A 24513-nucleotide genomic window follows, 5' to 3' on the forward strand; every position below is an offset into this window, starting at 1 on the left:
TCAATCAAACCAGCGATAAGGCTCGGTAGGCTCGAATAAAGTCGAGGCCAGCTCTTTTTTACTTCCCGCGGCATCACCTACCGGCGATTCATACTCAAGCTTGACGTGGAAACGTATCCACTTCTGCCCGTCTTTGCCGGGAGTGAAATAATCACTGCGATCCAGTACATAGATCAGTTCATGCGACTTCAGATCGAACATCCAGTGGCCCGGCGTGACGGTCTTGGATGTCGGGTCAAAAAACTCGCCTGCGTAGTTCTTGGGTTTCTGCTGTAGCAAGTCTATCGGGTTGCCTGTAACAAGTGCATTCAACTCTTTTTCTGTCGCAGCTCCGTGCGTCATCAGGGAACCGGTACGCATTACCAATGCACTTTGCAACGCGCCCGCCGTCTGCTCCACGACCGTCTTTTCTGCCTGTTCCTGATAATAGGGTATACGCGATAACAATGAACCCGCCAATATCGCGACGACGCTGATGACAACAATCAGTTCGAGGAGGGTAAATCCTTTGCAGGATTCAGGATGCAGGATACGGGAATCAGGCGGCACCCCAAATCGGTGAGCGTATTCATCACCCTGTATCCCATATCCTGCATCCCGCATCCTCATCTGTGCAACGCCACTTTGCCCAAATCCCACATCGGCAAAAAGATGCCCAGCGCGAGAACCAGAACCATGCCTCCGAGCAAGACGATCATGATGGGTTCGATGTTCGCGCTCAGGCTTTTGATCTCGTATTCCACTTCGCGCTCGTACATGCCGGCGATCTCGAACATCAGGCCGTCCATGTCACCCGTCTCTTCACCCACGGCAATCATCTGTAACACGGTCGGGTTAAATACACCGGTAGCCGCCGCAGTGCGCAAGATGCTCTCTCCGCGCTCGACACCGTCACGCATCTGCTCGACACGGCTGCGCATGAATTCGTTATCCACCACCAGCCCGACCGAATTCAAACCCTGCACGATAGGAATGCCGCTCTTGAACGACAGCGCCAGACTGCGCGCAAAACGCGCCAATGTCGCCTTCATGATGATCCTGCCCGCAATCGGGATGTGGAGCTTGTAGCGATCCCATTTGTAGCGCCCGTCCACAGTACTAATCCAAGAACGGAACCCTACCACCGCACCGATCAGCAACGCCAGCAGGATCGGCCAGGACTGCACCATGAAGCCGGAGAAGCCCATCAAAATCCTGGTCATCAGCGGCAGCTCGGCATGGAAACCTGCAAATACTTTGGCAAAAGCGGGAATGACGAAGATGTTGACGACGACGATGGCGATGCCCATCGCAATCACCACGAACATCGGATAGCGCACAGCCGCCTTGATGCGGTCTTTCATGTCTTTCTCAAACTCAAGATGCTCATACAGCCGCAGGAAGGTGACATCCAGCATGCCGGTCATTTCACCGACCTGCACCATGCTCAGATAAAACGGGGAGAACACCTTGGGATGGCGGCGCAACGCGGTAGAAAGTTCTCGTCCGCTGTCCAGACTTTCCCGCAGATCTTGCAACATGGCGGCAAATGCGGGGTTCTGCGTGGATTCCTGCAGTCCGGCCAGAGCGCGCATGATCGGCACGCCCGCCTTGAGCAGGGTATACATCTGGCGACTGAACAACATCACTTCCTGTGTGTCGACCTTCTTCTCCATCGTAAGCCTGTTCCACAGACTTATCTGAGCACCGCTGGTACTGCGAACAACCTGGGACGTCAGCTTGATGTCGGTCGGTGTAATGCCTGTTTTCAACAACTGGTCGGCGACGACTCCGCTATCCACCCCTTCCAGCGAACCCTGAACGAGGTCGCCGCGGCTGCTTCTTCCCTTGTAGGCGAATACGGGCATCAGTCTTCAACTTGGTTGCTGATGCGCATGACTTCCGAGACGCTGGTGCGTCCCAGCTTCATTTCACGCAAGGCAGCGTCAAGCAGGGTCTTGCCTTTCAGGTGATCGCGCGCGACTTGCATGAAGTGCGAGTTGTCGTCATGCGCGGCGGCCTCAACCAGTGCCTGCCCCATCTCCAGCATTTCGTAGACACCCATGCGCCCGTGATACCCCGTGCCGTTGCAATGCGAACAGCCTCGGCCATGCAGCAACGTGCCCCAATCGTTACGGGATACGCCTTCCGCTTCCAGCCATTCGGCTTCTTGCGGCGTAGGAATATGTTTTTCGCTGCAGCTTTCGCAAACGCGGCGCAGTAAACGTTGCGCCAGCACGGCCTGCACCGACGAAGCCACCATGTATTTTGGCGCGCCCATGTCGACCAGGCGGAACAGGGTACCGGCGGTGTCGCGGGTGTGCAGTGTGGACAACACCAGGTGACCGGTCATCGCGGCGCGCATCCCGATCTGTGCCGTTTCGGCATCGCGCATTTCGCCGACGAGAATAATGTCCGGATCCTGGCGCAAGGCGGAGCGCAGCACACGCGAAAAAGTCAGTTCGATCTTCTCGTTCACCTGTACCTGGTTGATGCCGGGCAAGCGGTATTCCACCGGGTCTTCCACGGTGATGATTTTCTGGTCGATGGTGTTGATCTCTGCCAGACCGGCGTACAGCGTGGTGGTCTTGCCGCTACCGGTCGGACCGGTGACCAGTACCATACCGTTGCTACGCTGGATAATTTCGCGGAAACGCTTGAGCATATCCGGCGGCATGCCGAGCTTGTCCAGGGTCAGAAAACTGCCGCTCTGGTTGAGCAGACGCATCACCACCGATTCTCCGTATTGCGTCGGCATGGTGGAGATACGCACATCGATCGCCTGGTCGCGAACGCGCATGTTGAAACGTCCGTCTTGCGGCAACCGCTTTTCGGAAATATCCAGGCCGGACATCAGCTTGAGGCGCAAGGCCAGGGCATTCGCAATCTTGCTGTCCGTCTCCGTTTGCAGGTGCAATGCCCCGTCGATGCGGAAGCGTATTTGCAAGCGCGATTCCTGCGGCTCGATGTGGATGTCGGAAGCGCGTACCTGGGTCGCATCGTCGAACATGGTCTGCAACAACTTGACCACCGGCGCTTCTTCGAGTCCGACTGAATCGCTCAGGGTACCAAAGTCGATGTAGCTATCGCCCAAGTCTTCCGAAACTTCGCGTGCCAAACCGCTAATTTCTTCGGTGCGGCGGTAGACACGGTCTATGGTCTCCAGCAACTGGCCTTCGGTAACGACGGCAACATCAATATCGCGCTTGAGCAGACGCGCAATCTCGTCAAACGCGAACAGATCTGTCGGGTCTGCCATGCCAACCAGCAGCGCACCGTTGCGCTCTTCCAGCGCGACCGCCCGGAAACGCCGCGCCTGGTTCTCCGGCAGGCGGCGCACAATCTCGAGATTGACGTTGTAGTACTTGAGGTTGATGAAGGGGATGTTGAGCTGTTTGGCGATGCCTTCGGATATCTGATCTTCGCTGACGAAAGCATTATCCACCAGCACGCGGCCGAGCTTGCGACCACTGCGCTTTTGCTGCTCCAATGCAAACTGGAGCTGATCCAGTGAAATGAGTTTCTGCTGCACCAGCAGATCGCCTAAGCGGATTTTCTCCGGACGCGCCATAATTCCCCCCTTGTGACTTTCCAAACCTTGTTGATGGGGACGGAAGTTAGCCGTTTTTCCCTGTACTGACAAGCCTTCTGAGTGTTTTCTTCATGTTTAACGTGATCTTGTACGAGCCAGAAATCCCGCCCAACACCGGCAATGTCATCCGTTTGTGTGCGAACACCGGTGTCCGCCTGCACCTGATCCGCCCGCTGGGGTTTGCGCTCGACGACAAGCATATGCGCCGCGCCGGCCTGGATTATCACGAATACGCATCAATGCAAGTGCATGACAGCCTTGCTGATTGTTTGCGCAGTTTGCCTCAGGCACGCCTGTTCGCCTTTACCACCAAGGCCGTACATCACTACCACGAGGTGCAGTATCAAGCCGGGGACGCCTTTTTGTTCGGGCCGGAAAGCCGCGGACTGCCAAACGAGGTATTGGAATCGATCGCGCCGGAGCGGCGCTTGCGTTTGCCGATGTTGCCGGACAACCGCAGTTTGAACCTGTCTAATACGGTGGCCGTGGTGGTGTTCGAAGCTTGGCGGCAGTGCAACTTTGCCGGCAGTCAGCCCATGAATTCGCTGCCGGGCTGACGGCTCAGCAGCGCCTCGACTGCTTTGCCCACCGCAAGGTTTTCATACAAAACGCGATATACCGCCTCGCAGATCGGCATCTCAACCCCGCGTTGCGCGGCAATGCAGTGTACTTCGCGTGCCGTGTACACACCTTCCGCCACGTGTCCCAACTCATCAAGGATAGTCGCGAGCGACTTGCCTTGTGCCAACAGCATGCCGACCTGACGGTTGCGTGAAAGATCGCCAGTACAGGTGAGTATCAGGTCGCCCACGCCGGACAGCCCGCCCAATGTTTCAGCATGACCGCCCATTTGCAGGCCCAGCCGTGTCATCTCGGCCAATCCGCGGGTGAGCAAGGCGGCACGTGCATTCAGGCCCATATGCATGCCGTCGCAGATGCCCGCCGCGATGGCCAGTACGTTCTTAATCGCTCCGCCGATCTCGACGCCGACCACATCGGTGCTGGAGTAAATGCGCAAACGGGAATGGTGCAGCGCCTTCGCCGTGCTTTGCGCGAACTCGCCATCGCCGGAGGCCAGCGTCAAGGCCGTCGGCAGACTGCGCGCCACTTCCTGGGCGAAACTGGGACCGGACAGCACACCGCGCGGAAAAGAGGCGGGCAATGTCTCGGTGACGATCTGATGGGGAAGTTGAGAAGTACCGCTCTCGAATCCTTTGCACACCCAAATCACTGCAGGGAATTCAACAGCGAGAGGGAAACGGCTAGCAATCTGTTGCAACGTGCTGCGCAGCGCCGCAACCGGAACGGCAACGATAACCAACTCGACACCGGCCAGGACCTCGTCCAGATCGGCGGAAAGCTTCAGTTCTGCAGGCAGGGTGATATCGGGCAGATAGCGTTGATTCTGGCGAGAGCTGCGCATCGCCTCTACCCTGTGCGCATCTCGTGCCCACAGGGTGACTTGGTGGCGCGGGGCGAAACTGACTGCCAGTGCCGTTCCCCATGCCCCGGAACCCAATACTGCGATTTTCATCAGTCGCCCCACACATCGCCGGACTTCAGGTAACCCGTGCTACCGTCCGCATGGCGTACCTTGACCCAACCTGTACCTGTATTGCCGAGCCATTCCAGACCGAGTTGCTGTGTGGCCTTGAATACCACGTCTGAATTATTGTCAGGATTGCGATACACAGTAGTAGTTGGAACCGTCACCATGACGTAGCGTTTGCTGCTCAGATGGCGTTTTTCTATCCAGAACAACTTGCCCGAGTTGTCACGCACCTTGACCCAGTTGTCCAGCACAACCACTTGCTCCAAGGGCAGGTAGCGTGTGGCTACGAACAATTTTTTCGCCTTCAGCGAATTGGCGTCGTAGAGGATGGCAGGCTCGGCAACCGAAACAAAGTCAAAAGCGTGGGCCGCATGGACGACGCCCAACAACAGCAGGACTGTCGCCAGGCGTCTCGCCAACCTTAAACTCGCGCAGCGATTCGTTCGTTCCCTCGCCCTATGGGAGAGGGTTGGTGCGAGGGTTAGGGGCATGTCGAGTTTCATTATCGAATGATGACTCTATCGCAATGCCCGTTAGTGCTTGACCGCCTCTGTAGCCTGGCTTTCAGCTTGTGACTGCTGCTTTTGCTGCTGAAAGAGTCCTTCGAAATTGATCGGATTGAGAAGAACCGGTGCAAATCCGCCGCGTACCGCCACGTCCGACACCACTTCGCGCAAATAGGGATAAAGAATATTGGGGCAGGCAACCGCCAGCACCGTTTCCATATCTTCCGCCGGCAAATTGCGTATCTGGAATATACCGGCCTGTTTGGCCTCGATCAGGAACAGCACTTTGTCTTTTCCCTGTAGCTTTGCCGTGACCGTGACCGTGACGGTGACATCGAACAAGCCTTCTTCGAGAGGCGCAGCCTGGGTCTGCAATTGCAGATCGATCTGGGGATTTTCGCGCTCCAGAAATATACCGGGAGCATTGGGTATCTCCAGCGACAGATCTTTCACGTACAGTTTTTCGATGTTGAAGACGGGCTGCGTGTTTGTTTGTGCTGCTTCAGTCATGACATTTTCCTCATTGATTTTTCGCCAACATGGCATCCAGTTTTCCCGCCCGATCCAGTGCCGCCATGTCGTCGTATCCTCCGACATGTTCGCCATTGATATAGATCTGCGGCACGGTACGGCGACCCGATTCCCGAATCATAATCTCGAGCATTTCGGGCTGGAGATCGACGCGTATCTTCTCGATATCCTTTATCCCCTTGCGCTGCAACAGATGTTCGGCGCGCACGCAATACGGGCAGACTTCCGTGCAATACATGACGATCTTGGCCATCATTTCTCCAGCGGCAGACCGGCTTTTTGCCAGGCCATCACACCGCCATTCAGGTTGTGGACCTGGGCAAATCCCTGCTTGCCCAGTACGGCACAGGCGGAAGCCGAACGCTGGCCGCTGCGGCACACCGCGACGATGGGGCGTTCGCGATATTTTTCCAGCTCACCGATGCGTTCCAGGAGCTTGCCCACCGGAATAAGCTTGCTGTTCAAAATATGCCCGGAATCATATTCGTTTTGTTCGCGCACATCCAAAACCAATGCGTTCTTGTGATTGATCAACTGCATTGCGGCCATATGATCAACCTCTTTGATACCGCGCAAACGGTTGCCAAAGAACGACCAGAACAGCATCGCTCCGCTGGACACTGCGACCAGGACTGTCCAGCTGTTATTTTGCAGGAATTGCAGCACGTTGGTACTCCTCGTATTTTTGGGTGGCGAATTCTAACAGAGCGGAAAACCGCGCGGGGTCCTTGCGCGCCAACTCTTCCAATTCAGTACGTGCTGTTGGGTAATCCATGGGGTAAGACCAGATGGCTCGTTCCAATTGTGCCTTGGCTTCCGCCTCACGATCGGATAGCGCCAGCAGTGATACCTGATGATAAACCACTGGTGCGATCGGAATAAAACGTTGCGCGCGTTCATTCAACTCCAATTTCTGCTCCAGATGGTCGGCGCTGAGCTCCATCGTACTGGCAATGAATAAGTCGGCATACGAGCCCAGCAGCGGAGACTGGTGAACAGCCATTAACTCGTCTTGAACGCGCGGAACGAGACTGCGATCGGCGCTTGTCTTGCCTTTCATCACCAGTGCGTTCTCCAGCCGTTTATATCCCAAGAACATCTGCGTCAACGATAGCGCGCCCAAAACCAGCATGGCGGCGGCGGATGCGCGCCCTACATTGCGCAACTCCAAACGATAGGTCGTCGTATCGAATATACCCAACATGATTGCGGCCACGCCCATGAAATACAGGTACCACAGCGGGTATTCAAGCAGGCTATGGATACCCAATACAGCCAGAATCGCATACCCCCACCAGTGATAAATAGTGTATTGCGCCCCGCGCACAGATTGCCGGAACCACATGCCCAATGTACCCAGCAGAATCAATACGCCCGACAGGCCGGCTTCCGCCGCAGTCTGCATCACCAGATCGTGTGCATTGTTGTATAAGCCCGTCAGGGCCGTATTGTGCAATTCCGCTGCGAGCTGAAAATGCTGAAAAGCAAACTGCCCGAAACCTGCCCCCAGCAACGGAAATTGCAGGAAGATCAACACCGCCTCGCGCCACAAGTGCAATCGGATTGCGCCGCTGGCATTATCCCCGAACAAGCGCTCCGTCGTTGTCACGCTTCCGGTTGCACCTTCCAGCCAGGGTATTTGCACCACGAAGTGCATCAGGCCGAACGCCAGCAGCAGTGCCAAAGTGAAGTACAGCAGTGGTCGTAGCGTTTGATCTCGCCGTTGCCACAGGAAAGCCAAACCGGCAGCGGACAATAAATACAGCCAGGAACTGCGCGACCCGGACAACACCATGACAAACAGCATCGGGACCGCTAGCAGTGCCACTTGCCAAATGCGCATGGAAAACCTTGCATACAGCAACCCCAGCGAGATCATGCCCAACGCGATGTAATTGGCATAGTGGTTGGGCTGTGCCAGGTTGCCATACACTGCGTGAGAGGTCTTGGCAGTAATGACCGGGTTCAGGAATGTATTCCAACGGTAATGCTGCAAAATACCCGCCAGCGTATTCAGTTCCGCTCCCGCCAGCAGAAATACGGCCAGTGCTGTCGCCAATGCCGGCAATCCCAACTCAACCCGCAGACGCTGCCCCAACATAATGAGCAATGCGGCAAACATGAAGTACAACGCCAGAAGCATCAAGTGATCGAAGTAGCTGATGCGCCCGGCCAGGAACTGCACCATGAGCAACAGCATCAGTCCAATGGGCAACATCACAATGCGCGGTACTTCGGGTGCTTGCCAATAACGACTTGTCAGCAGCAGCGGCATCGCACACAAACCCAGCAAACCGGCGCCCCACTCCTGGTAGAAGGTGGTGATGGGATAGGCGTGGTTGTAGTACAGAAAAGGCAAAACCCACATCAGACCAACGAAGGTCAGACTGATGCGGGCAAGGCCGAATGAAAAGGAAGAAGGTTTGTTTAGCAACTGCCTTTGATACCAAAGCGGGCAAGAATGCTATTCAAGGGACATATCTGCGTGAAACCGCTCTGAAACAGGTTCAATCCTACGAAAGCGGTGAATAGCAAAAAATATTTACTGACAAACAATGGACTGACTTCCACACCCAATGCCAATGACAACAGGATGAAACTGCCTGCGACGATACGGACTATGCGTTCAGCGTTCATTTTTAAAACTCCTTAAGGTCAGGGATTTTACTGGAATTTCATGTATGGCATGGCTTATTGCTGCGTCTGGCCGACTTCGGTCAGAAGAACTGAGCCATGTTCAGGTTGAACAAAACACATCTCGCATCATCCCCACCAGCTTGAGTGTGCGCGGATCGCCTATCCGATAGAACACCCGATTGGCGTCTTTGCGCGTGGCCAGTACGCCTTTGTCGCGCAGGATTGCAAGATGTTGCGAGATATTGCTCTGTGTCGTACCCACGCTGTCCACGATTTCCTGAACGCTTAACTCATCGCCGGCAAGCACGCACAATATTTTCAGGCGTAGCGGATGCGCGATGGCTTTGATCGCCAGCGAAGCTTCCATGATATGTTCATCTTTATCGATCAGTTTATTCGTCATTATTTCGCCCGCCATCTTTGGAAGTGGGGGCATGTCTCGCCCCGAAATCGGCTAAAATTCTGCACTGACGCACTGGTGCCTCGTGGTGCACTAAATTAGCAACTACTTATATTTTGATATCTTGGTGAGAAAAAAGCCAGCATGACCGCACAATCGACTCAACCAATCACTCCTGTTCTTCTGCTCATCCTCGATGGTTTCGGTTATCGCGAGGATCCCGATTTCAACGCCGTTGCCAATGCTCGCAAACCGAATTGGAACAAATTATGGAGTGAGTATCCGCACACTCTGATCAACGCTTCCGAATTGCGCGTCGGATTACCTACCGGTCAGATGGGTAATTCCGAAGTGGGCCATTTGAATATCGGTGCCGGGCGAGTGGTATACCAAGACCTGACCAAAGTCGATCTGGCCATCGAGAACGGGAGCTTCTACACCAATTCCGCACTTGTGCAAGCAGTTGATTCCGCAAAACAACGTGGAACAGCGCTGCACATACTCGGTCTGCTGTCTCCCGGCGGGGTGCATAGCCATGAGGCACACATACACGCCATGCTGGAGTTGGCCGCGCGCGCCGGGCTGAAAAAAATCTTCATCCATGCCTTCCTTGACGGACGAGACACCCCGCCCCGCAGCGCAGCACAGTCCCTGCAATCACTGCAGGACAAATGCGCACAACTCGGCACGGGACGTATTGCCACCATCGTGGGGCGCTTCTTCGCCATGGATCGCGATAATCGCTGGGAACGCGTGCAGATCGCTTACGACATGCTCACTTTGGGCAAGGCGTCGTTCAGTTTTGCCACGCCCCAAGCTGCCCTAGATGCGGCTTATGCGCGCGGAGAGAACGACGAATTCGTGCAGGCAACCATCATCGGCGAATCCGCCGCAATGCAGGACGGGGATTCAGTGGTGTTCATGAATTTCCGCGCCGACCGTGCACGCGAGATCACGCGTGCCCTGACCGACGACAAGTTCGACGGCTTCGCCCGCACTCGCTTCCCCAGACTGGGGAACTACACCACCTTGAGCAGCTACGGAGAAGATTTTCATCTGCCCTGTGCTTACACGGCAGATTCCATCCATAACGGTATCGGCGAATATCTTTCCAATCTGGGCTTGAAACAACTGCGTATCGCCGAAACCGAAAAATACGCGCATGTCACTTACTTCATGAATGGCGGCAGGGAACAGCCCTACCCTGGAGAAGACCGCACGCTCGTGCCTTCGCCCAAAGTGGCCACTTACGACTTGAAGCCGGAAATGAGCGCATTCGAAGTCACCGACAAACTCGAAGCCGCAATCCGCAGCAGGCAATACCAGGCCATCCTGTGCAACTATGCCAACGGCGATATGGTCGGCCATAGCGGCATCCTGGAAGCGGCCGTGAAGGCGGTGGAAGCGCTGGACATCTGCATAGGTCGCGTAGTGAAGACGATGCTGGAGTGCGGCGGCGAGGTGCTCATCACCGCCGATCACGGCAATGCCGAACAAATGCGGGACTTGTCCACACACCAAGCCCACACCGCCCATACCCTCAACCTGGTTCCCTTCGTTTACATTGGGCGCAAGGCGAGTATTGATGAACCCGGAACCGGCGCATTGCAAGATGTTGCCCCGACCTTGCTGGCGATGATGGGACTGCCGCAACCGCCGGAAATGACCGGCAAGTCGCTTATCCATATTCTGTGACCGTATTGTCTCGCTTCGCTCTGCTGGCGATGCTGCTCCTCGCAGGAGCGGCACAAGCCTCGCAGCAGGATGACCTGGAAAAATTGCGCAAGCGCATTTCCGTCCTGCAGCAGGATTTTGACAAATCCAACGAATCCAAAGCCGAAGCGGCAGATAACCTGCGCGAGTCGGAACGCGCCATCAGCAACAGCAACCGCAAACTGCACGAGCTCGCACAGCAACAGCAATCGGCCAACCGTGAGCTCTCGCAGTTGCAGCAGCGCGCCTCGGCAATTGACAAGGAACTGCAAGGCCAACAGGCCATGCTTGGACGCTTGCTGTACCAGCAATATATGGACGGGGGCGAACAGGAATACCTCAAACTGCTGCTCAATAACGACGACCCCAACCAGGTCGCACGCGAGTTGCGTTACTACGAATACATCGCGCGCAACCGCGCTGCCACCCTGCAGTCCTTGCGCAACGGCCGTGCCAGGTTGCAAGCGGTAACCGATCAGGCGCGCAAAAAGAGCGACGAAATCGCCTCGTTGCAAGCGGAAGAGCGCGACCAACGGCAGCTTCTGGAACAGGACAAACATGCACACCAGTTGATGCTGAACAAAATATCGCAGCAGATGAAGCAACAGCGCCGCGAGATCGGACATTTGCAACGCAACGAAAGCCGTCTGTCGCAATTGGTCGAGAAACTCGCGCATGTTTTGCCCGACACCCAGGCAGACAGCGTCGCATTCAAGTCGCTCAAAGGAAAACTGACCTTGCCGGTCAAAGGCAAGGTGACCAACAGGTTCGGCGCGCGGCGCCCGGAAAGCACCATGGCCTGGACCGGCTGGTTCCTGCGCACCTCCCCTAACCAACCGGTCAAAGCGGTGGCTCCCGGTCGCGTGGTATATGCCGATTGGTTGCGCGGCTTCGGCAATCTCCTCATCATCGACCATGGACAAGGTTACATGAGCCTGTACGGAAACAACGAAACACTCTACAAGCAGGTAGGTGACAGTCTGCGCGGCGGCGACCTTATCGCCACCGTGGGTAGCAGCGGCGGCAACGCAGATTCCGGTTTATACTTCGAACTGCGATTTGAAGGTAAACCCTTCGACCCGGGCAAATGGGTCAGGCATTGAAGTCCGGATTGCCTCTCTCCCGCTTGCGGGATTGCCCCCGACTAGGCTACCACCGCTCTTTTGCTAGTCCAGCCGAATGGCTAGTTGTTTCAACAGAGAGTTAGAGAGAAACAGACATAAACAAGCGTCAACATCCGGGGTGGTATATTCACCATATCCGTTAACAAGGAAAATCAAATGAGTCGTCGCTTCAAGGAATATGGTCTTGTGGTCATCGGTCTGGTGGCAGGTATTCTGGTCAGCCTGAATTTTTCTGCCGTTGCGGATAAAGATACCGAATTGCCGCTGCCGGTTGAAGAGTTGCGCGCTTTCTCCGAAGTGTTTGGCCGTATCAAGAGCGATTATGTCGAACCGGTGAGTGACAAGGCTCTCATCACGTCAGCCATCAATGGCATGTTGAGCGGACTCGACCCGCACTCTGCCTATCTGGATGCCGATGCTTTCAAGGAACTTCAAGTCGGAACACAGGGCGAATTCGGGGGACTGGGCATTGAAGTCGGCATGGAAGACGGCCTGGTCAAAGTAATTTCACCGATAGAAGACACACCCGCTTATACAGCCGGAGTCAAGAGCGGTGACCTCATCATCAAGCTCGACGACACGCTGGTAAAAGGCCTGACCCTGAACGACGCGGTGAAACGCATGCGTGGCAAGCCCGGAAGCGTGATCGTACTCACTATCTTGCGCAAGAACGAACCCAAGCCTTTGCAGATCAGCGTGACACGCGCGGTCATCAAGGTGCAGAGCGTGAAATCCAAACTGGAAGAACCGGGATATGGTTTCGTGCGCATCACCCAGTTCCAGGAACATACGGGGGAGAACCTCGCCACTGCGTTGAATAATCTGCAGAAGCAAAACAACGGTCCGCTCCAGGGATTAGTACTCGACCTGCGCAACGATCCGGGCGGCTTGCTGACTAGCGCCGTCGGGGTATCCGCCGCCTTCCTGCCCAAGGACGCGCTGGTGGTCTATACCGAGGGACGCACGGAAGACGCCAAAATGCACCTTACTGCCAACCCTGACAATTACCTGCGTGGCAGCAGCAGGAACGATTACCTGAAAGATCTACCGGATTCATTCAAAAAGGTTCCGATGGTCGTATTGGTAAACGGCGGCTCGGCTTCAGCTTCCGAGACCGTCGCAGGTGCGCTGCAGGATCAGAAACGTGCCGTCATCATGGGTACGCAATCGTTCGGCAAGGGCTCGGTGCAGACAATATTGCCGTTGGGTAACAATACCGCGATCAAGCTCACCACTGCTCGTTATTTCACTCCCAGCGGACGTTCCATCCAGGCCAAGGGGATCGTGCCCGACATCGTGGTCGAAGATCCGGCGACTGCCAGTTTCGATAATGCATTCCGCCTGCGCGAGGTCGATTTGGACAAACACCTGAGCAACAGCCAGGGTGAGGACAAGAGTGAATCGACAACAAAAACAAGCAAGAGCGAAACCAAGGCCAAAGATGGCGACGGCAGCAAAGTCGAGGTTGCCGAATTTGGTGCGAAAAACGACTACCAATTGAACCAGGCCCTGAATCTGCTTAAGGGCTTGAACATATTGCGCGGGAAGTAACGTGATTAATCCGTTCGAACTGCAAAAGGAACGTCTGCTGGTCTTCAGCGGTGACCCGCCAAACCAGCTTTTTCACGCATATCTGCTGCTGATTGGGCTGGAGAATTTCCACGTAGAAATTGGTTCGCAGCCGAACAGTCTTTTGATCCGTTATAGCGTTCAACATTACTCTCTTGAGGCACTGGAAAATGCGCTCACCCGTGAAGGCTTTTGTCTGGAGTACAGCCTGCTCGATAAGATCAGGAATCAACTGATTCACTACTGCGAAGACGTTCAGTACCATAACTTAAAGACTCCGGAGCCTCGAACCAAGAACAACTCGCAAGAGATATTCGTCAAAGCCTACGATCTTCATCCGCATGGCAATCACGACGACACACCGAAAGAATTGCGCGAATTCAAGTAATGGCAAAGCCGCCACGCCACTACCCTACTCAGGCTGGTGTAATTTGCGATTGATTTTCCTCTGTTTCAAAACCAGGTATCGCATCAAAATCCACAACCGTATTTCGCCCTGCATCCTTTGCCCGGTATAGTGCATTGTCGGCATTCAGCAGCAACTCGCTTGGAATGATGTTCCTCAGATCGGTAACACACCAAAAACCGGCGGAAACTGTCAAACGTTGATGCGGGGATTTCAGGTTCTCTATGTTCAGTGCAAAAATACCTTGTCGTAACTTCTCCGTGAATTGTCCGGATTCTTGTCTATCAAGCCCGGAAGTCACGATGGAGAATCCTCCTCCTCCATAACGAAACACGTAGTCTCCCGCTCTCAGCGCAGTATGCTTGAGGACTTCCGCGACTTGTTCCAGCACGTTGTCGCCAAACAGGTGTCAATTCTATATTTACGCTTGGCTACATGGCGAAAGGCTGTTTATCCAGCATGGCATTCCAAAGTACCTTCCAAGTTTCCCAATCGTGCCCACCTGATTTGACGATTGCACAATGTGACGGGATACGATCGAGTAATAACATGCTTGCCCCTCGATAACGATCTTCACTCCCAAATCCCAGATAGACGACAGGAAACTGATCCAAGCCAATCTGACTGCACCGGATCTGTTCAAGCAGCGCACGTTCATGGTCGCGGCTTTCAATCTTTCCTGCTTGCCAGGATGCCAGACCGCCCGACGCCTCCACTTCTGCGATAATTCCACGCGTCCCCAAAAAGGGCGCCAGCAGGAACATGCCCTCGATTTCCGCCGCGCGTTGTGTAGCGCAAATCATCGCACCCGAACCGCCAAGCGAGATTCCAAGCAGCCAGATTCGGCGGTAGCCATGCAAACGAGCCTCATCCAGCGTGCGGTGAAGTAGCTGCTCGATGCCGACGCGATCTAGATACAAATCGGCATGGGCATCCAGGGCAAGGACATCAACCGGCAAATTCCTTTCCCTCAGGGATTGAATAAGGCCGTTTTCCTTTAGATGCCAGGGGGTATTCATTGCACCCGGCAACATAAGTAGCATGATAGGTTCGCCAGATTCGACGGGCGCTATATCGTAAATTGCGTTTTCCGGTAGACGCATATCAGCTATGGTTGACTGGCTTCCTGCGCAAATCGAAGCCGGAAAAATATATGTGAGGCTCGGCTCCCAGCTTTTTCAGATGCAGCGTCTCGCCCTTGCCCGGCCCCAGGCCTTCCGTTACCAGCTCGTCAGCGGCGACCGGCTTGAATGCTACGCGAAACACGAAACCCGGCTTTTCAGCGAACGTAAATTCGCCGATGAGCAGACCGTCTTCATACACAATGCGCACCGATTGCGGCAAAGGACCATCGTATTTATTGATGATTTCGTATTCGCCGACATAATCCAGCATGCGCGGCGGAATGGTAACAGGCTCAATTTTCTCGCCAATCAGCATGGATTGATTATTGCTCTTCAAGGCCAAAACATCGTGCCCATCGATTCTGTGCAGGGAAATATTCAATTCGTCCAGCGCATCAATCTTGAGGGGAATGAAACCAAACAGTTTGAATCTCGCACCGAATTGATTTTCTTCGCGCGGTATTAATTCCAGCTTCTGCCCCATTATTTCAGCCACAAGATCTCCGGATTTGGCGCTTACTTTTACAAGCCCGATCAGCGTATCAAAATATCCATCATAGGCCCGAACATCTGCCTCGGTGAGTGGAACTTCTTTCGTTTCCTGAACCATCTTTACAGGCTGAACGATGCCGCGCTTTGATTCCAGAGCAAGTTTGAGTGTCTCGGTTGCAATTTTGCCGACCATAGCTTCTGCCGTAACCGAGTTGGACATCACCACCACGCCCAGCTTTTGTTCGGGCAATACCACCATCATGCTATGGTAATTAAGCGTAGTGCCGCCATGGCTTGCTACTGTCCCTGCGCGCGGCACATCTATTCCGCTCAGCATCCAGCCCAGTCCCATCTTGAAATCGAAGTCCAGCGCCACATTAGCGTTCTGCACGCTGAACATCTCTCGCAATGATTCCGGCGTCACAATCTGCCTGCCAGCATATTTGCCATCCGCAAACACCATCTGCATGAAGTGCGCCATATCGCTTGCGCTCGAAATCAGGCCGCCTGAAGGCAAATCGCGCAGCGGTATGGCTTCGATTTCTTTACCCCTGTCGTAGCTTTTACCCGGGATTCGTGGCGCGAATTCAGAATGCATCATATCGAGCGGCTGCAGCAGATGACTATACATATAACATGCGTAACATTCCCCGCTCCGCTTTTCTATACTTGCCCCCAGTAGGGTCACGCCCAGATTTGAATAAGCAAACACATAGTCCGGCGGATAGGCCATGTATTCATCTTTTAATGCTGTTACCACCTCGGTGAACGGACCAGGATTCCGTTCGCTCATGCCATGCACCCAGTTGCAGGGCAGCCCTGAATGGTGCGTCATGATATTGCGCGGCGTGATCTTGTTGATGTCGCCTGCGCGACTCCTGATTGAAAATTCCGGCAAATATGTTTGCAGTGGCTGATCGATGTCCAGTTTGCCCTGCTCGGCGAGTTGCATCGCCGCTGTGGCAGTGAACACTTTGGCAATGGAGCCCAAGTGATACAGCGTGTCCGGTGTTGCCTTGATGTTTGCCTGCTTGTCGGCGTACCCAAATCCTTGCTCCCACACTACATGCTGGTCATCTACCAGCGTTATGCTCAGTCCGGTTACATCGGCATCATTCATCTCGCGCTCGATCAACCAGGTGATGTACTCCCTGGTGAAGGTGTAATCTCCCCGCACGTTGGAAACAGGTTTTTGCGGCGGCGTGCTGCACGCGCTCAGGACGAGGATAAAAATTGCACAAATTATCTTGCTTACTTGCACAGTAACTCCGTGGCGATATACTCAGCATGACATTGTATAATGCGGTTAAAATCCAATATGTAACGTGCCGATGCAATTCCCCTGCCACAATTGGAAGCCACCACTCGCAATCAGGCTTTCCATACTGGTACTCGCCAGCTGTGTGATCTTTACCCTGTGGAAAACCTGGTTTTGGCCATGGTTGTTAGGCGTCGTCTTCATTAATCACGGAATTTTCACTATTGCCGGACTGCTGCCACGTAGCACTCTGCTCGGGCCAAATATCATTCGCTTGCCGCATGATGCTGAAAACCGCAGAGAGGTAGCAATTACCATCGACGATGGACCAGACCCCGAGGTTACTCCGCAAGTGTTAAATATTCTTGATTGCTACGGAGCTAAAGCCACTTTTTTTTGTATCGGCAAACTGGCCGCTCAATATCCTGAATTGTGCCGCGAGATTATTCGTCGCGGCCACTCCATTGAGAATCACAGCTTATCCCACAAGTGGTATTTTTCGTTGCTCGGCCCCTGGAGCATCCTTCGTGAAGTTCGTGGCGCTCAGATACTGCTGAGCGACATCACCGGTCAGCAACCGCTTTTTTTTCGCGCTACGGCGGGTTTCCGAAATTTCAAACTTGATCCTGTGCTTGCCCATCTGGGGCTCCGCCTGTGTAGCTGGACCAGGCGCGGATTCGACACGCAAGTGAGCGAACCAGATATAGTTTTCAACAGGTTGGTTCAAGGCCTTAAATGCGGCGATATCTTGCTGTTGCACGATGGAAATTCCGCCCGAACCCCTGAAGGAAGACCTGTCATCCTTGATGTATTGCCGCGTCTGCTGAATAGTTTGGCAGAACTGAATCTTCATTCCGTTTCACTTCGCTCCGCCATCAAATGACAGAACGCTTTCGCCGCATTTTACTTGCCAGAGCCGCGCAGCCTTACCGCGCTTCGGGATTCTTTGCCTGGAACTTCGCGAAAGGCAAACTTAAAGGAGACCCTGCATTCTTCGGACTGCTTGAGCATGGATTGATCCCCAGTGCCAAACGCTTGATCGACCTCGGCTGCGGCCAAGGTCTGCTAGCATCATGGCTGCTTGAAGCCCGAACACTGCATGAATCGGGCAACTGGCCTGTTCAATGGCCTGCCGCGCCTAAAATAGAGAATATCTGGGGCTTGGAATTGATGCCCAAGGATGTGGAAAGAGCCCGTGCCGCACTCGGCACGCGGGCAGAATTCGCACTTGGAGACATCTGTAACACAGACTTTGGCAAATCCGATGTGGTGGTCATCCTCGACGTGTTGCACTATATCAGCTATGAGGCTCAGGAAGATGTATTACGCCGCATACGCGCCTCTTTGCCTACAGGAGGTACGTTCATCACCCGTATCGGTGACGCTGCTGGTGGTTTGCCATTTCATTACAGCAACTGGGTAGATCGCGCAGTATTTTTTCTGCGCGGCCATCGCCTGAATCGCATCTACTGCCGCACCCTACAGGAATGGCTGGAAATTTTTAGACGCTACGGTTTTACTGTTGAACCGCTTCCCATGCACAAAGGCACCCCGTTTTGTAACATCGTGCTGATTGCAAAAGCAGTTTAATCAGCCACATCTGTCATTTGTCCGCAATTGACAAACAAATTGGCTGACACCTGAACATTTCAAAGATGAATTTTTCATCAAGAGTGAATTAACCAAGGATGCATACTGTTCTTTAGAGTATGACATCCCCTCACCCGTATCGATGAGTAGTCACCAGCTGATCCTATAGAGGACAACACCCCCTCCACATAGCCGTGGAAAATTTCCGAACTTGTCGTCAGATAGCGGTGCGAGCCTTTGCATTGCACAGACCAACTACGATACGCCAAGCAACACAATGAACGTTTCTTAGAGGAGACAGAACCCCCGCACTTTCCCAAGCGCACAGAAACTACCAAGCCTGTCCGGCTCGCTATCCGACAACCGTGAATCAGCCCCGTCCTACTGCCTGATCGGGGCTGCCTTCACAGCCTCCCACCACATTAGTTCGGCTTGCTGATGCCGGGTGTAGGGAAAGGCCAAGTCGCAGCCGGACGAACCGGGGCCGGTGCAGATGGAGCCAGTGATGTTGCCGCCGGAGCTGCAACTGGTTTGGCTACAACTGCGGCAGGCTTCTTCGCTGCAGCTTTTTTGGCTGCCGGCTTTTTGGCAGCGACCTTCTTTGCTGCCGGCTTCTTCGCTACAGCCTTTTTAGCAGCGGGCTTCTTTGCTGCTACTTTTTTGGCTGCCGGCTTTTTGGCAGCGACTTTCTTTGCTGCCGGCTTCTTCGCTACAGCCTTTTTAGCAGCGGGCTTCTTTGCTGCTACTTTTTTGGCTGCCGGCTTTTTGGCAGCGACTTTCTTTGCTGCCGGCTTCTTCGCTACAGCCTTTTTAGCAGCGGGTTTCTTTGCTGCTACTTTTTTGGCTGCCGGCTTCTTCGCTACAGCCTTTTTAGCAGCGGGTTTCTTTGCTGCTACTTTTTTGGCTGCGGGTTTCTTTGCAGCCGCCTTTTTTGCCGCGGGTTTAGCTTTCTTTGCTGATGCCATTTCAACCTCCTTGAATGATGAAAGTTAACAAAAAAACACACTACAACTAGACAACTACTACACCTCCAACATACCGCAAACGGCATGGCTGAAGCCCTTGCAACAAAGGCTGCCAAGCAGCCTCTGAAAATCCCGCCTCAATACAAAGTAACGCCCGTCTGGCAAGCGAAAGATCGCTTCACGAACGTTGTGTTCCGCACACTATTCTCCAGCAGAGGCGCATCGCCCTGCCCCGAAAAGTTCCCGGTTTGAATTGAACCTGTATTTGGAACCCCCAAGCAGCTATAGCTCATAGTCAGTTGTGGAATTGATACGCAATGATGAAGGTTGATCAAGCCGACTTGACGACGCTACAGGCAGCTTGGAAATTTGGAGGGAGAGGAACCCCTGAGAAAGAATCTCGCTTTTGATTTGCGCCATCGGCGCTATGTAAGTCAAATCTCGATCTTCAAGTTCGCGCAAGCGAAATCCCCTTATTTGCCTCTTTATGCATCTTTATGCATCTTTTGAACACTACAGCTAGTGTTTGGCGTAGAAAGTTATTACTACATCTTGCGGTTGCAACTTTATCTTAAATATGTTTGCTGTCAATATATAAATTGTGTTTTTTGCATTTTTTTGCTATATCGCCGCCAATTTTTTTATTGCTGACCACTGGCACACCCTCGATCAAGATTCTTTTCTGACCGCGCAAAAGAATTTTTCTCGCCGAAAATTATTTATCAAGACCGCCTCGTCACCGAATACCCTGCTCGACTTCCCCCAAAAATCTAACGCTTCAGAGTCGGTTCAGCGCCTGAAACAACAAAATGCAATTAAATATCCCGACGCGTAGCGACTGTTTGTTTCCTCAGACCGGCCATAACCGAAGCAATAGGCTCACCCGTGAAATTGAAAACGCCCCTGCAAAGGGGCGTCCGGTATATCAATTCAACGGGCTGGGCTTATTTATGCGGGCCGTCCGCCCAGAAGGCTGACTAGTCATTAATCCCAGGACAGCGCACCACCTGTCTGATACTCGGTCACGCGAGTCTCGAAGAAATTCTTCTCTTTCTTAAGATCTATCATCTCAGCCATCCATGGAAACGGGTTGGTCGCCCCCTGATATAGCACGTCGATACCGATCTGCTGGCAACGACGGTTCGCGATAAAACGAAGATATTCCTTGAACATGCCCGCATTCAGGCCCAGTACGCCGCGCGGCATGGTGTCTTCGGCATAGCGGTATTCCAGTTCCACACCCTTTTGGATCAGGCCGCGTATCTCTTCACGGAATGCCGGGGTCCACAAGTGCGGATTTTCCAGTTTGATCTGGTTGATGACGTCCACACCGAAGTTCAGGTGCATAGATTCGTCGCGCAGGATGTATTGGTACTGCTCGGCAGCGCCGGTCATCTTGTTCTGGCGACCCAGCGCTAGGATCTGCACAAAACCAACATAGAAGAACAGGCCCTCCATGATGCAGGCGAACACGATCAGACTGCGCAACAGTTTCTGGTCGTTTTCCGGCGTGCCGGTCTTGAAATCCGGGTTGGTCAGCACATCGATAAAGGGCAATAAGAACTCGTCCTTGTCGCGAATACTGGACACCTCGTGGTACATGTTGAACACTTCCCCCTCGTCCAGCCCCAGACTTTCCACGATGTATTGGTAGGCATGGGTGTGGATGGCCTCTTCAAATGCCTGGCGCAGCAAATACTGCCTGCATTCCGGGTTCGTGATGTGGCGGTATGTGCCAAGCGCGATATTGTTTGCGGCCAAACTGTCGGCGGTACTGAAAAAACCCAGATTACGCATCACCAAGCGGCGTTCATCGTCGGTCAAGCCATTGGGGTTCTTCCACAAAGCGATATCCGCAGACATATTGACCTCCTGCGGCATCCAATGGTTGGCGCAGCCAGCAAGATATTTCTCCCATGCCCATTTGTACTTGAACGGCACCAATTGGTTCACATCGGCATTGCTATTGATGATGCGCTTGTCTTCGACTCGAATACGACCGGTGGAGGTCGAGGCAATGGTGTAGGTGTGCTCGTTCGAATCGGCCTTGATAGCGGCGCCGATTCCCATAACATCCGCACGCATGCCGACTGTTGTCGCCGCCACAGTCATGTCGTCTTCAAAATTTAGCATTTCTGTTCCTTTGCAACTTAGCGTTCACCGCTTGGCGCGGCGAACAGGTTATTGTTACTGGCAAGCCTCGCATTCAGGATTGTCAATCGAACAAAATTTCGCTTCTTCGACAACGGGCACAGCGGACATCCCGCCCGTACTGCCGCTCGATACCGCGTTCAGGGAACCGGCGCGAGAAGTGGATTTTTCTGCCGACGTCGCCCCCAAGGCGCGCAAGTAATAAGTGGTCTTCAAACCGCGCACCCATGCCAGCTTGTACGTTTCATCCAGTTTCCGGCCCGACACCCCGGACATGTAAATATTGAGCGATTGCGCCTGGTCTATCCATTTCTGGCGGCGCGAAGCTGCTTCGATCAGCCATGTCGGCTCTACTTCAAATGCCGTGGCGTACAGCTCGCGCAAATCAGCCGGAATACGGTCGATCTTGGCCAGGCTGCCGTCAAAATACTTGAGGTCGGCGATCATCACCTCATCCCATAAGCCCAGCGCCTTCAAGTCACTCACCAAATGCTCATTGATGACGGTGAATTCGCCGGACAGATTCGATTTCACGAAAATGTTCTGGTAAGTCGGCTCGATACATGCCGACACACCGATGATGTTCGAAATCGTCGCCGTGGGGGCAATGGCGACGCAATTCGAGTTGCGCATGCCATTTTGCTTGATGCGGGCGCGTAGCGCGTCCCAATCCAGACTGGACGACATGTCCACTTCGACGTATCCACCGCGCTGTTCGCGCAGCATTTCCAGGGAATCTTGCGGCAGAACACCCCTGTCCCACAGGCTGCCGCGATAGCTGGCGTAGCGCCCGCGCTCTTCTGCCAGTTCGGTAGAAGCCCAGTAGGCGTAAAAACAAACCGCCTCCATCGAACGGTCGGCAAACTCCATTGCAGCATTGGACGAGTAAGGAATGCGCAAATCGTGCAGACAATCCTGAAAACCCATGATCCCCAGCCCAACAGGACGGTGCTTGAGGTTGGAATTGCGTGCTTTGGCCACCGCGTAAAAATTGATGTCGATCACGTTATCCAGCATGCGCATGGCCGTCGTTACCGTGCGTTTGAGCTTGTCATGATCGATCTGCCCTGCCTTGGCATGTGTTTTGGGATATAGATGGGCCGCCAGATTGACAGAACCGAGATTGCACACCGCGATCTCACTATCGGAGGTGTTCAACGTGATCTCGGTACACAGATTGGAGCTGTGTACGACGCCGACGTGCTGCTGCGGGCTGCGGATATTGCATGGATCCTTGAAGGTCACCCAAGGATGGCCCGTTTCAAACAGCATGGTCAGCATCTTGCGCCAAAGCGACTGTGCCGCCACTTTCCTGAACAACTTCAATTCACCGCTTGCAACCTTCGCTTCGTAACCCAGATAGGCCTTTTCAAATTCTTTGCCAAACTTGTCATGCAGGTCGGGACAAGTCGAGGGCGAAAATAGCGTCCATTCTGCACCCTCCATCACACGTTTCATGAACATATCCGGAATCCAGTTCGACGTATTCATGTCGTGCGTGCGGCGGCGGTCATCGCCTGTATTTTTGCGCAACTCCAGGAATTCTTCGATATCTAGGTGCCAAGTCTCCAAATAGGCACACACCGCCCCCTTGCGCTTGCCGCCTTGGTTTACCGCTACGGCAGTATCGTTCACCACTTTCAGGAAAGGCACCACTCCTTGGGATTTGCCGTTGGTGCCCTTGATATGGCTACCCAGTGCACGGACATTGGTCCAGTCGTTTCCCAACCCTCCCGCGAACTTGGACAGCAATGCATTTTCTTTCAGTGCTTCGTAGATTCCGTCCAAGTCGTCCGCAACCGTAGTCAGGTAACAGGAAGACAACTGGGAACGACGCGTGCCCGAATTGAACAAGGTCGGCGTGGAGCTCATGAAATCAAAGCTGGACAGCAGGCGATAGAACTCAATGGCGCGCTCTTCGCGATTGACCTCATTCAGACTCAAACCCATCGCCACCCGCATAAAAAATGCTTGCGGCAATTCGATGCGATCATCATTCACATGCAGGAAATAACGGTCATAGAGCGTCTGCAACCCAAGATAATTGAACTGCAAGTCACGACTGGAATCCAGCGCCTTACCGAGACGGTCCAGATCAAAACGCGCCAACTCTTCGTTCAATAGTTCGGCCTCAATACCTCGTTTGATGAATTTTGGAAAATATTCAGCGTAGCGTGCCGCCATGTCGGCCTGAACCACCTCTTCGCCAAGAATCTCACAAAAGATGTTGTTGAGCAGCAAACGCGCCGTGACAAAGCTGTACGCCGGATCTTGCTCTATCAGCGTGCGCGCGGAAAGAATGGCGCACTTGCGCACCTCTTCGATAGCAACGCCGTCATACAGGTCTTTCAAAGTAAGCTTCAGTATCTTTTCCTCATCGACGGCAGACCCCAAGCCCACACAGGCCGACTTGATTTGCGCAATCAATGCATCCACATCCAGCGCGCGGATCGCATCGCCGTCTTTCACATTCAGAACATGCGCGGGCTCAGCGTCTTTCTTGCTTTTTGAGCGCTCCTGCGTGCGTTGTTCACGGTACAGCACATAGGAACGCGCCACATCATGCTCGCCGGAACGCATCAGTGACAATTCGACCTGATCCTGGATATCCTCGATATGCAAGGTTCCGCCGTGCGGCTGGCGACGGACCAGCGCATTCACTACATTCGCGGTTAATTGCTCCACCAGCTCGCGCACTCGCGCAGACGCCGCACCCTGGCCGCCGTTCACCGCAAGAAATGCCTTGGTCACAGCGATGGATATCTTGCCTGGTTCAAACGCAACCACGGAACCATTACGGCGAATAACTTTGTATTGATCCAAGGGCAAACTACTGGAGGAAGCGACAGACTCGGAATCGTGATAAGCAAGCGTGGATGGAACAGATGTGGAAACATTATTTGAAGCAATCAGCATACAACTCC

At 53.8% G+C, this 24513-nt stretch carries 24 protein-coding genes; 7 read left to right on the top strand and 17 right to left on the bottom strand.

Annotated elements, in window-relative coordinates; genetic code table 11:
• From QOY30_RS15535 to QOY30_RS15545, 3 genes are read right to left on the bottom strand one after another with little or no spacing between them, the layout of a single operon-like run.
• The gene (locus tag QOY30_RS15535; RefSeq protein ID WP_283745529.1) at window positions 1-609 is read right to left on the bottom strand and encodes a prepilin-type N-terminal cleavage/methylation domain-containing protein; all 609 of its coding nucleotides are present in this window, start codon (window positions 607-609) and stop codon (window positions 1-3) included.
• A complete protein-coding gene (locus QOY30_RS15540) occupies window positions 606-1847 on the bottom strand; it encodes a type II secretion system F family protein (RefSeq protein ID WP_283745530.1) in 1242 nt (413 codons plus the stop codon). Before QOY30_RS15540 ends, QOY30_RS15535 begins: the two co-directional genes overlap by 4 nt.
• Window positions 1847-3550 (bottom strand): GspE/PulE family protein, encoded by a 1704-nt coding sequence (locus QOY30_RS15545; RefSeq protein WP_283745531.1) that lies wholly within the window; start codon window positions 3548-3550, stop codon window positions 1847-1849. Before QOY30_RS15545 ends, QOY30_RS15540 begins: the two co-directional genes overlap by 1 nt.
• A 92-nt stretch (window positions 3551-3642) precedes the next feature.
• Between QOY30_RS15545 and trmL the strand changes: the two genes are divergently transcribed.
• Complete coding sequence (gene trmL, locus QOY30_RS15550; RefSeq protein WP_283745532.1) at window positions 3643-4128, top strand: tRNA (uridine(34)/cytosine(34)/5-carboxymethylaminomethyluridine(34)-2'-O)-methyltransferase TrmL; 486 nt, start codon at window positions 3643-3645, stop codon at window positions 4126-4128.
• On the opposite strand, the gene QOY30_RS15555 is transcribed toward trmL, so the two are convergent.
• From QOY30_RS15555 to QOY30_RS15590, 8 genes are all read right to left on the bottom strand, one after another.
• Entirely contained in the window at window positions 4101-5105 is a 1005-nt protein-coding gene (locus QOY30_RS15555) for an NAD(P)H-dependent glycerol-3-phosphate dehydrogenase (protein WP_283745533.1), read from the bottom strand. The two genes, trmL and QOY30_RS15555, sit on opposite strands and share 28 nt — an antisense overlap.
• On the bottom strand, window positions 5105-5542 hold the full coding sequence (locus tag QOY30_RS15560) for an SH3 domain-containing protein (RefSeq protein ID WP_283745534.1): 438 nt from the start codon (window positions 5540-5542) through the stop codon (window positions 5105-5107). The genes QOY30_RS15555 and QOY30_RS15560 overlap by 1 nt, the downstream gene beginning before the upstream one ends.
• Window positions 5543-5656: 114 nt before the next feature.
• Window positions 5657-6139 carry a protein-export chaperone SecB gene (secB, locus tag QOY30_RS15565; protein ID WP_283745535.1) on the bottom strand — a complete coding sequence of 161 codons (483 nt, stop codon included), beginning with the start codon at window positions 6137-6139 and terminating at the stop codon, window positions 5657-5659.
• 10 nt (window positions 6140-6149) lie between these two features.
• A complete protein-coding gene (gene grxC, locus QOY30_RS15570; RefSeq protein WP_283745536.1) occupies window positions 6150-6413 on the bottom strand; it encodes a glutaredoxin 3 in 264 nt (87 codons plus the stop codon).
• Window positions 6413-6826: a rhodanese-like domain-containing protein gene (locus tag QOY30_RS15575; protein ID WP_283745537.1), complete on the bottom strand. Its 414-nt coding sequence runs from the start codon at window positions 6824-6826 to the stop codon at window positions 6413-6415. Before QOY30_RS15575 ends, grxC begins: the two co-directional genes overlap by 1 nt.
• Window positions 6804-8594 (bottom strand): PglL family O-oligosaccharyltransferase, encoded by a 1791-nt coding sequence (locus QOY30_RS15580; protein WP_283745538.1) that lies wholly within the window; start codon window positions 8592-8594, stop codon window positions 6804-6806. Before QOY30_RS15580 ends, QOY30_RS15575 begins: the two co-directional genes overlap by 23 nt.
• Window positions 8588-8797 carry a YgaP family membrane protein gene (locus QOY30_RS15585; RefSeq protein WP_283745539.1) on the bottom strand — a complete coding sequence of 70 codons (210 nt, stop codon included), beginning with the start codon at window positions 8795-8797 and terminating at the stop codon, window positions 8588-8590. Before QOY30_RS15585 ends, QOY30_RS15580 begins: the two co-directional genes overlap by 7 nt.
• A gap of 100 nt (window positions 8798-8897) precedes the next feature.
• Window positions 8898-9200: an ArsR/SmtB family transcription factor gene (locus QOY30_RS15590; protein ID WP_283745540.1), complete on the bottom strand. Its 303-nt coding sequence runs from the start codon at window positions 9198-9200 to the stop codon at window positions 8898-8900.
• A 141-nt stretch (window positions 9201-9341) separates the two neighbouring features.
• Between QOY30_RS15590 and gpmI the strand changes: the two genes are divergently transcribed.
• The 4 genes from gpmI to QOY30_RS15610 all read left to right on the top strand — a co-directional run bounded on the left by gpmI (window position 9342) and on the right by QOY30_RS15610 (window position 13991).
• Window positions 9342-10892 carry a 2,3-bisphosphoglycerate-independent phosphoglycerate mutase gene (gpmI, locus tag QOY30_RS15595; protein WP_283745541.1) on the top strand — a complete coding sequence of 517 codons (1551 nt, stop codon included), beginning with the start codon at window positions 9342-9344 and terminating at the stop codon, window positions 10890-10892.
• Window positions 10889-12013 (top strand): murein hydrolase activator EnvC family protein, encoded by a 1125-nt coding sequence (locus QOY30_RS15600; protein ID WP_283745542.1) that lies wholly within the window; start codon window positions 10889-10891, stop codon window positions 12011-12013. The genes gpmI and QOY30_RS15600 overlap by 4 nt, the downstream gene beginning before the upstream one ends.
• Window positions 12014-12190: 177 nt before the next feature.
• Complete coding sequence (locus QOY30_RS15605) at window positions 12191-13585, top strand: S41 family peptidase (protein ID WP_283745543.1); 1395 nt, start codon at window positions 12191-12193, stop codon at window positions 13583-13585.
• Between the two features lies 1 nt (window position 13586).
• A complete protein-coding gene (locus QOY30_RS15610; protein WP_283745544.1) occupies window positions 13587-13991 on the top strand; it encodes a hypothetical protein in 405 nt (134 codons plus the stop codon).
• Between the two features lie 28 nt (window positions 13992-14019).
• Here the strand turns inward: QOY30_RS15610 and QOY30_RS15615 are convergent, their stop codons facing one another.
• The 3 genes from QOY30_RS15615 to QOY30_RS15625 all read right to left on the bottom strand — a co-directional run bounded on the left by QOY30_RS15615 (window position 14020) and on the right by QOY30_RS15625 (window position 16886).
• A complete protein-coding gene (locus QOY30_RS15615; protein WP_349496714.1) occupies window positions 14020-14415 on the bottom strand; it encodes a GGDEF domain-containing protein in 396 nt (131 codons plus the stop codon).
• 25 nt (window positions 14416-14440) lie between these two features.
• Complete coding sequence (locus QOY30_RS15620; protein WP_283745546.1) at window positions 14441-15052, bottom strand: alpha/beta fold hydrolase; 612 nt, start codon at window positions 15050-15052, stop codon at window positions 14441-14443.
• A gap of 61 nt (window positions 15053-15113) precedes the next feature.
• Window positions 15114-16886, bottom strand: coding sequence for a serine hydrolase domain-containing protein (locus QOY30_RS15625; protein WP_283745547.1), 1773 nt, complete (start codon window positions 16884-16886; stop codon window positions 15114-15116).
• A 142-nt stretch (window positions 16887-17028) separates the two neighbouring features.
• On the opposite strand from QOY30_RS15625, the gene QOY30_RS15630 reads away from it, so the two are divergent.
• Window positions 17029-17766 (top strand): polysaccharide deacetylase family protein, encoded by a 738-nt coding sequence (locus QOY30_RS15630; protein WP_283745548.1) that lies wholly within the window; start codon window positions 17029-17031, stop codon window positions 17764-17766.
• Window positions 17763-18473, top strand: a complete 711-nt coding sequence (locus QOY30_RS15635) for a class I SAM-dependent methyltransferase (protein ID WP_283745549.1) — start codon at window positions 17763-17765, stop codon at window positions 18471-18473. The genes QOY30_RS15630 and QOY30_RS15635 overlap by 4 nt, the downstream gene beginning before the upstream one ends.
• Before the next feature lie 422 nt (window positions 18474-18895).
• Here QOY30_RS15635 and QOY30_RS15640 read toward each other — a convergent pair whose 3' ends face one another.
• The 3 genes from QOY30_RS15640 to QOY30_RS15650 all read right to left on the bottom strand — a co-directional run bounded on the left by QOY30_RS15640 (window position 18896) and on the right by QOY30_RS15650 (window position 24505).
• On the bottom strand, window positions 18896-19438 hold the full coding sequence (locus QOY30_RS15640; RefSeq protein WP_283745550.1) for a histone H1-like DNA-binding protein: 543 nt from the start codon (window positions 19436-19438) through the stop codon (window positions 18896-18898).
• A gap of 984 nt (window positions 19439-20422) precedes the next feature.
• A complete protein-coding gene (locus tag QOY30_RS15645) occupies window positions 20423-21571 on the bottom strand; it encodes a ribonucleotide-diphosphate reductase subunit beta (protein ID WP_283745551.1) in 1149 nt (382 codons plus the stop codon).
• Between the two features lie 54 nt (window positions 21572-21625).
• Window positions 21626-24505, bottom strand: coding sequence for a ribonucleoside-diphosphate reductase subunit alpha (locus QOY30_RS15650; protein ID WP_283745552.1), 2880 nt, complete (start codon window positions 24503-24505; stop codon window positions 21626-21628).
• Window positions 24506-24513 lie beyond the last annotated feature (8 nt).

It is taken from the genome of Sideroxydans sp. CL21, from assembly GCF_902459525.1.
GTDB lineage: Bacteria > Pseudomonadota > Gammaproteobacteria > Burkholderiales > Gallionellaceae > Sideroxyarcus.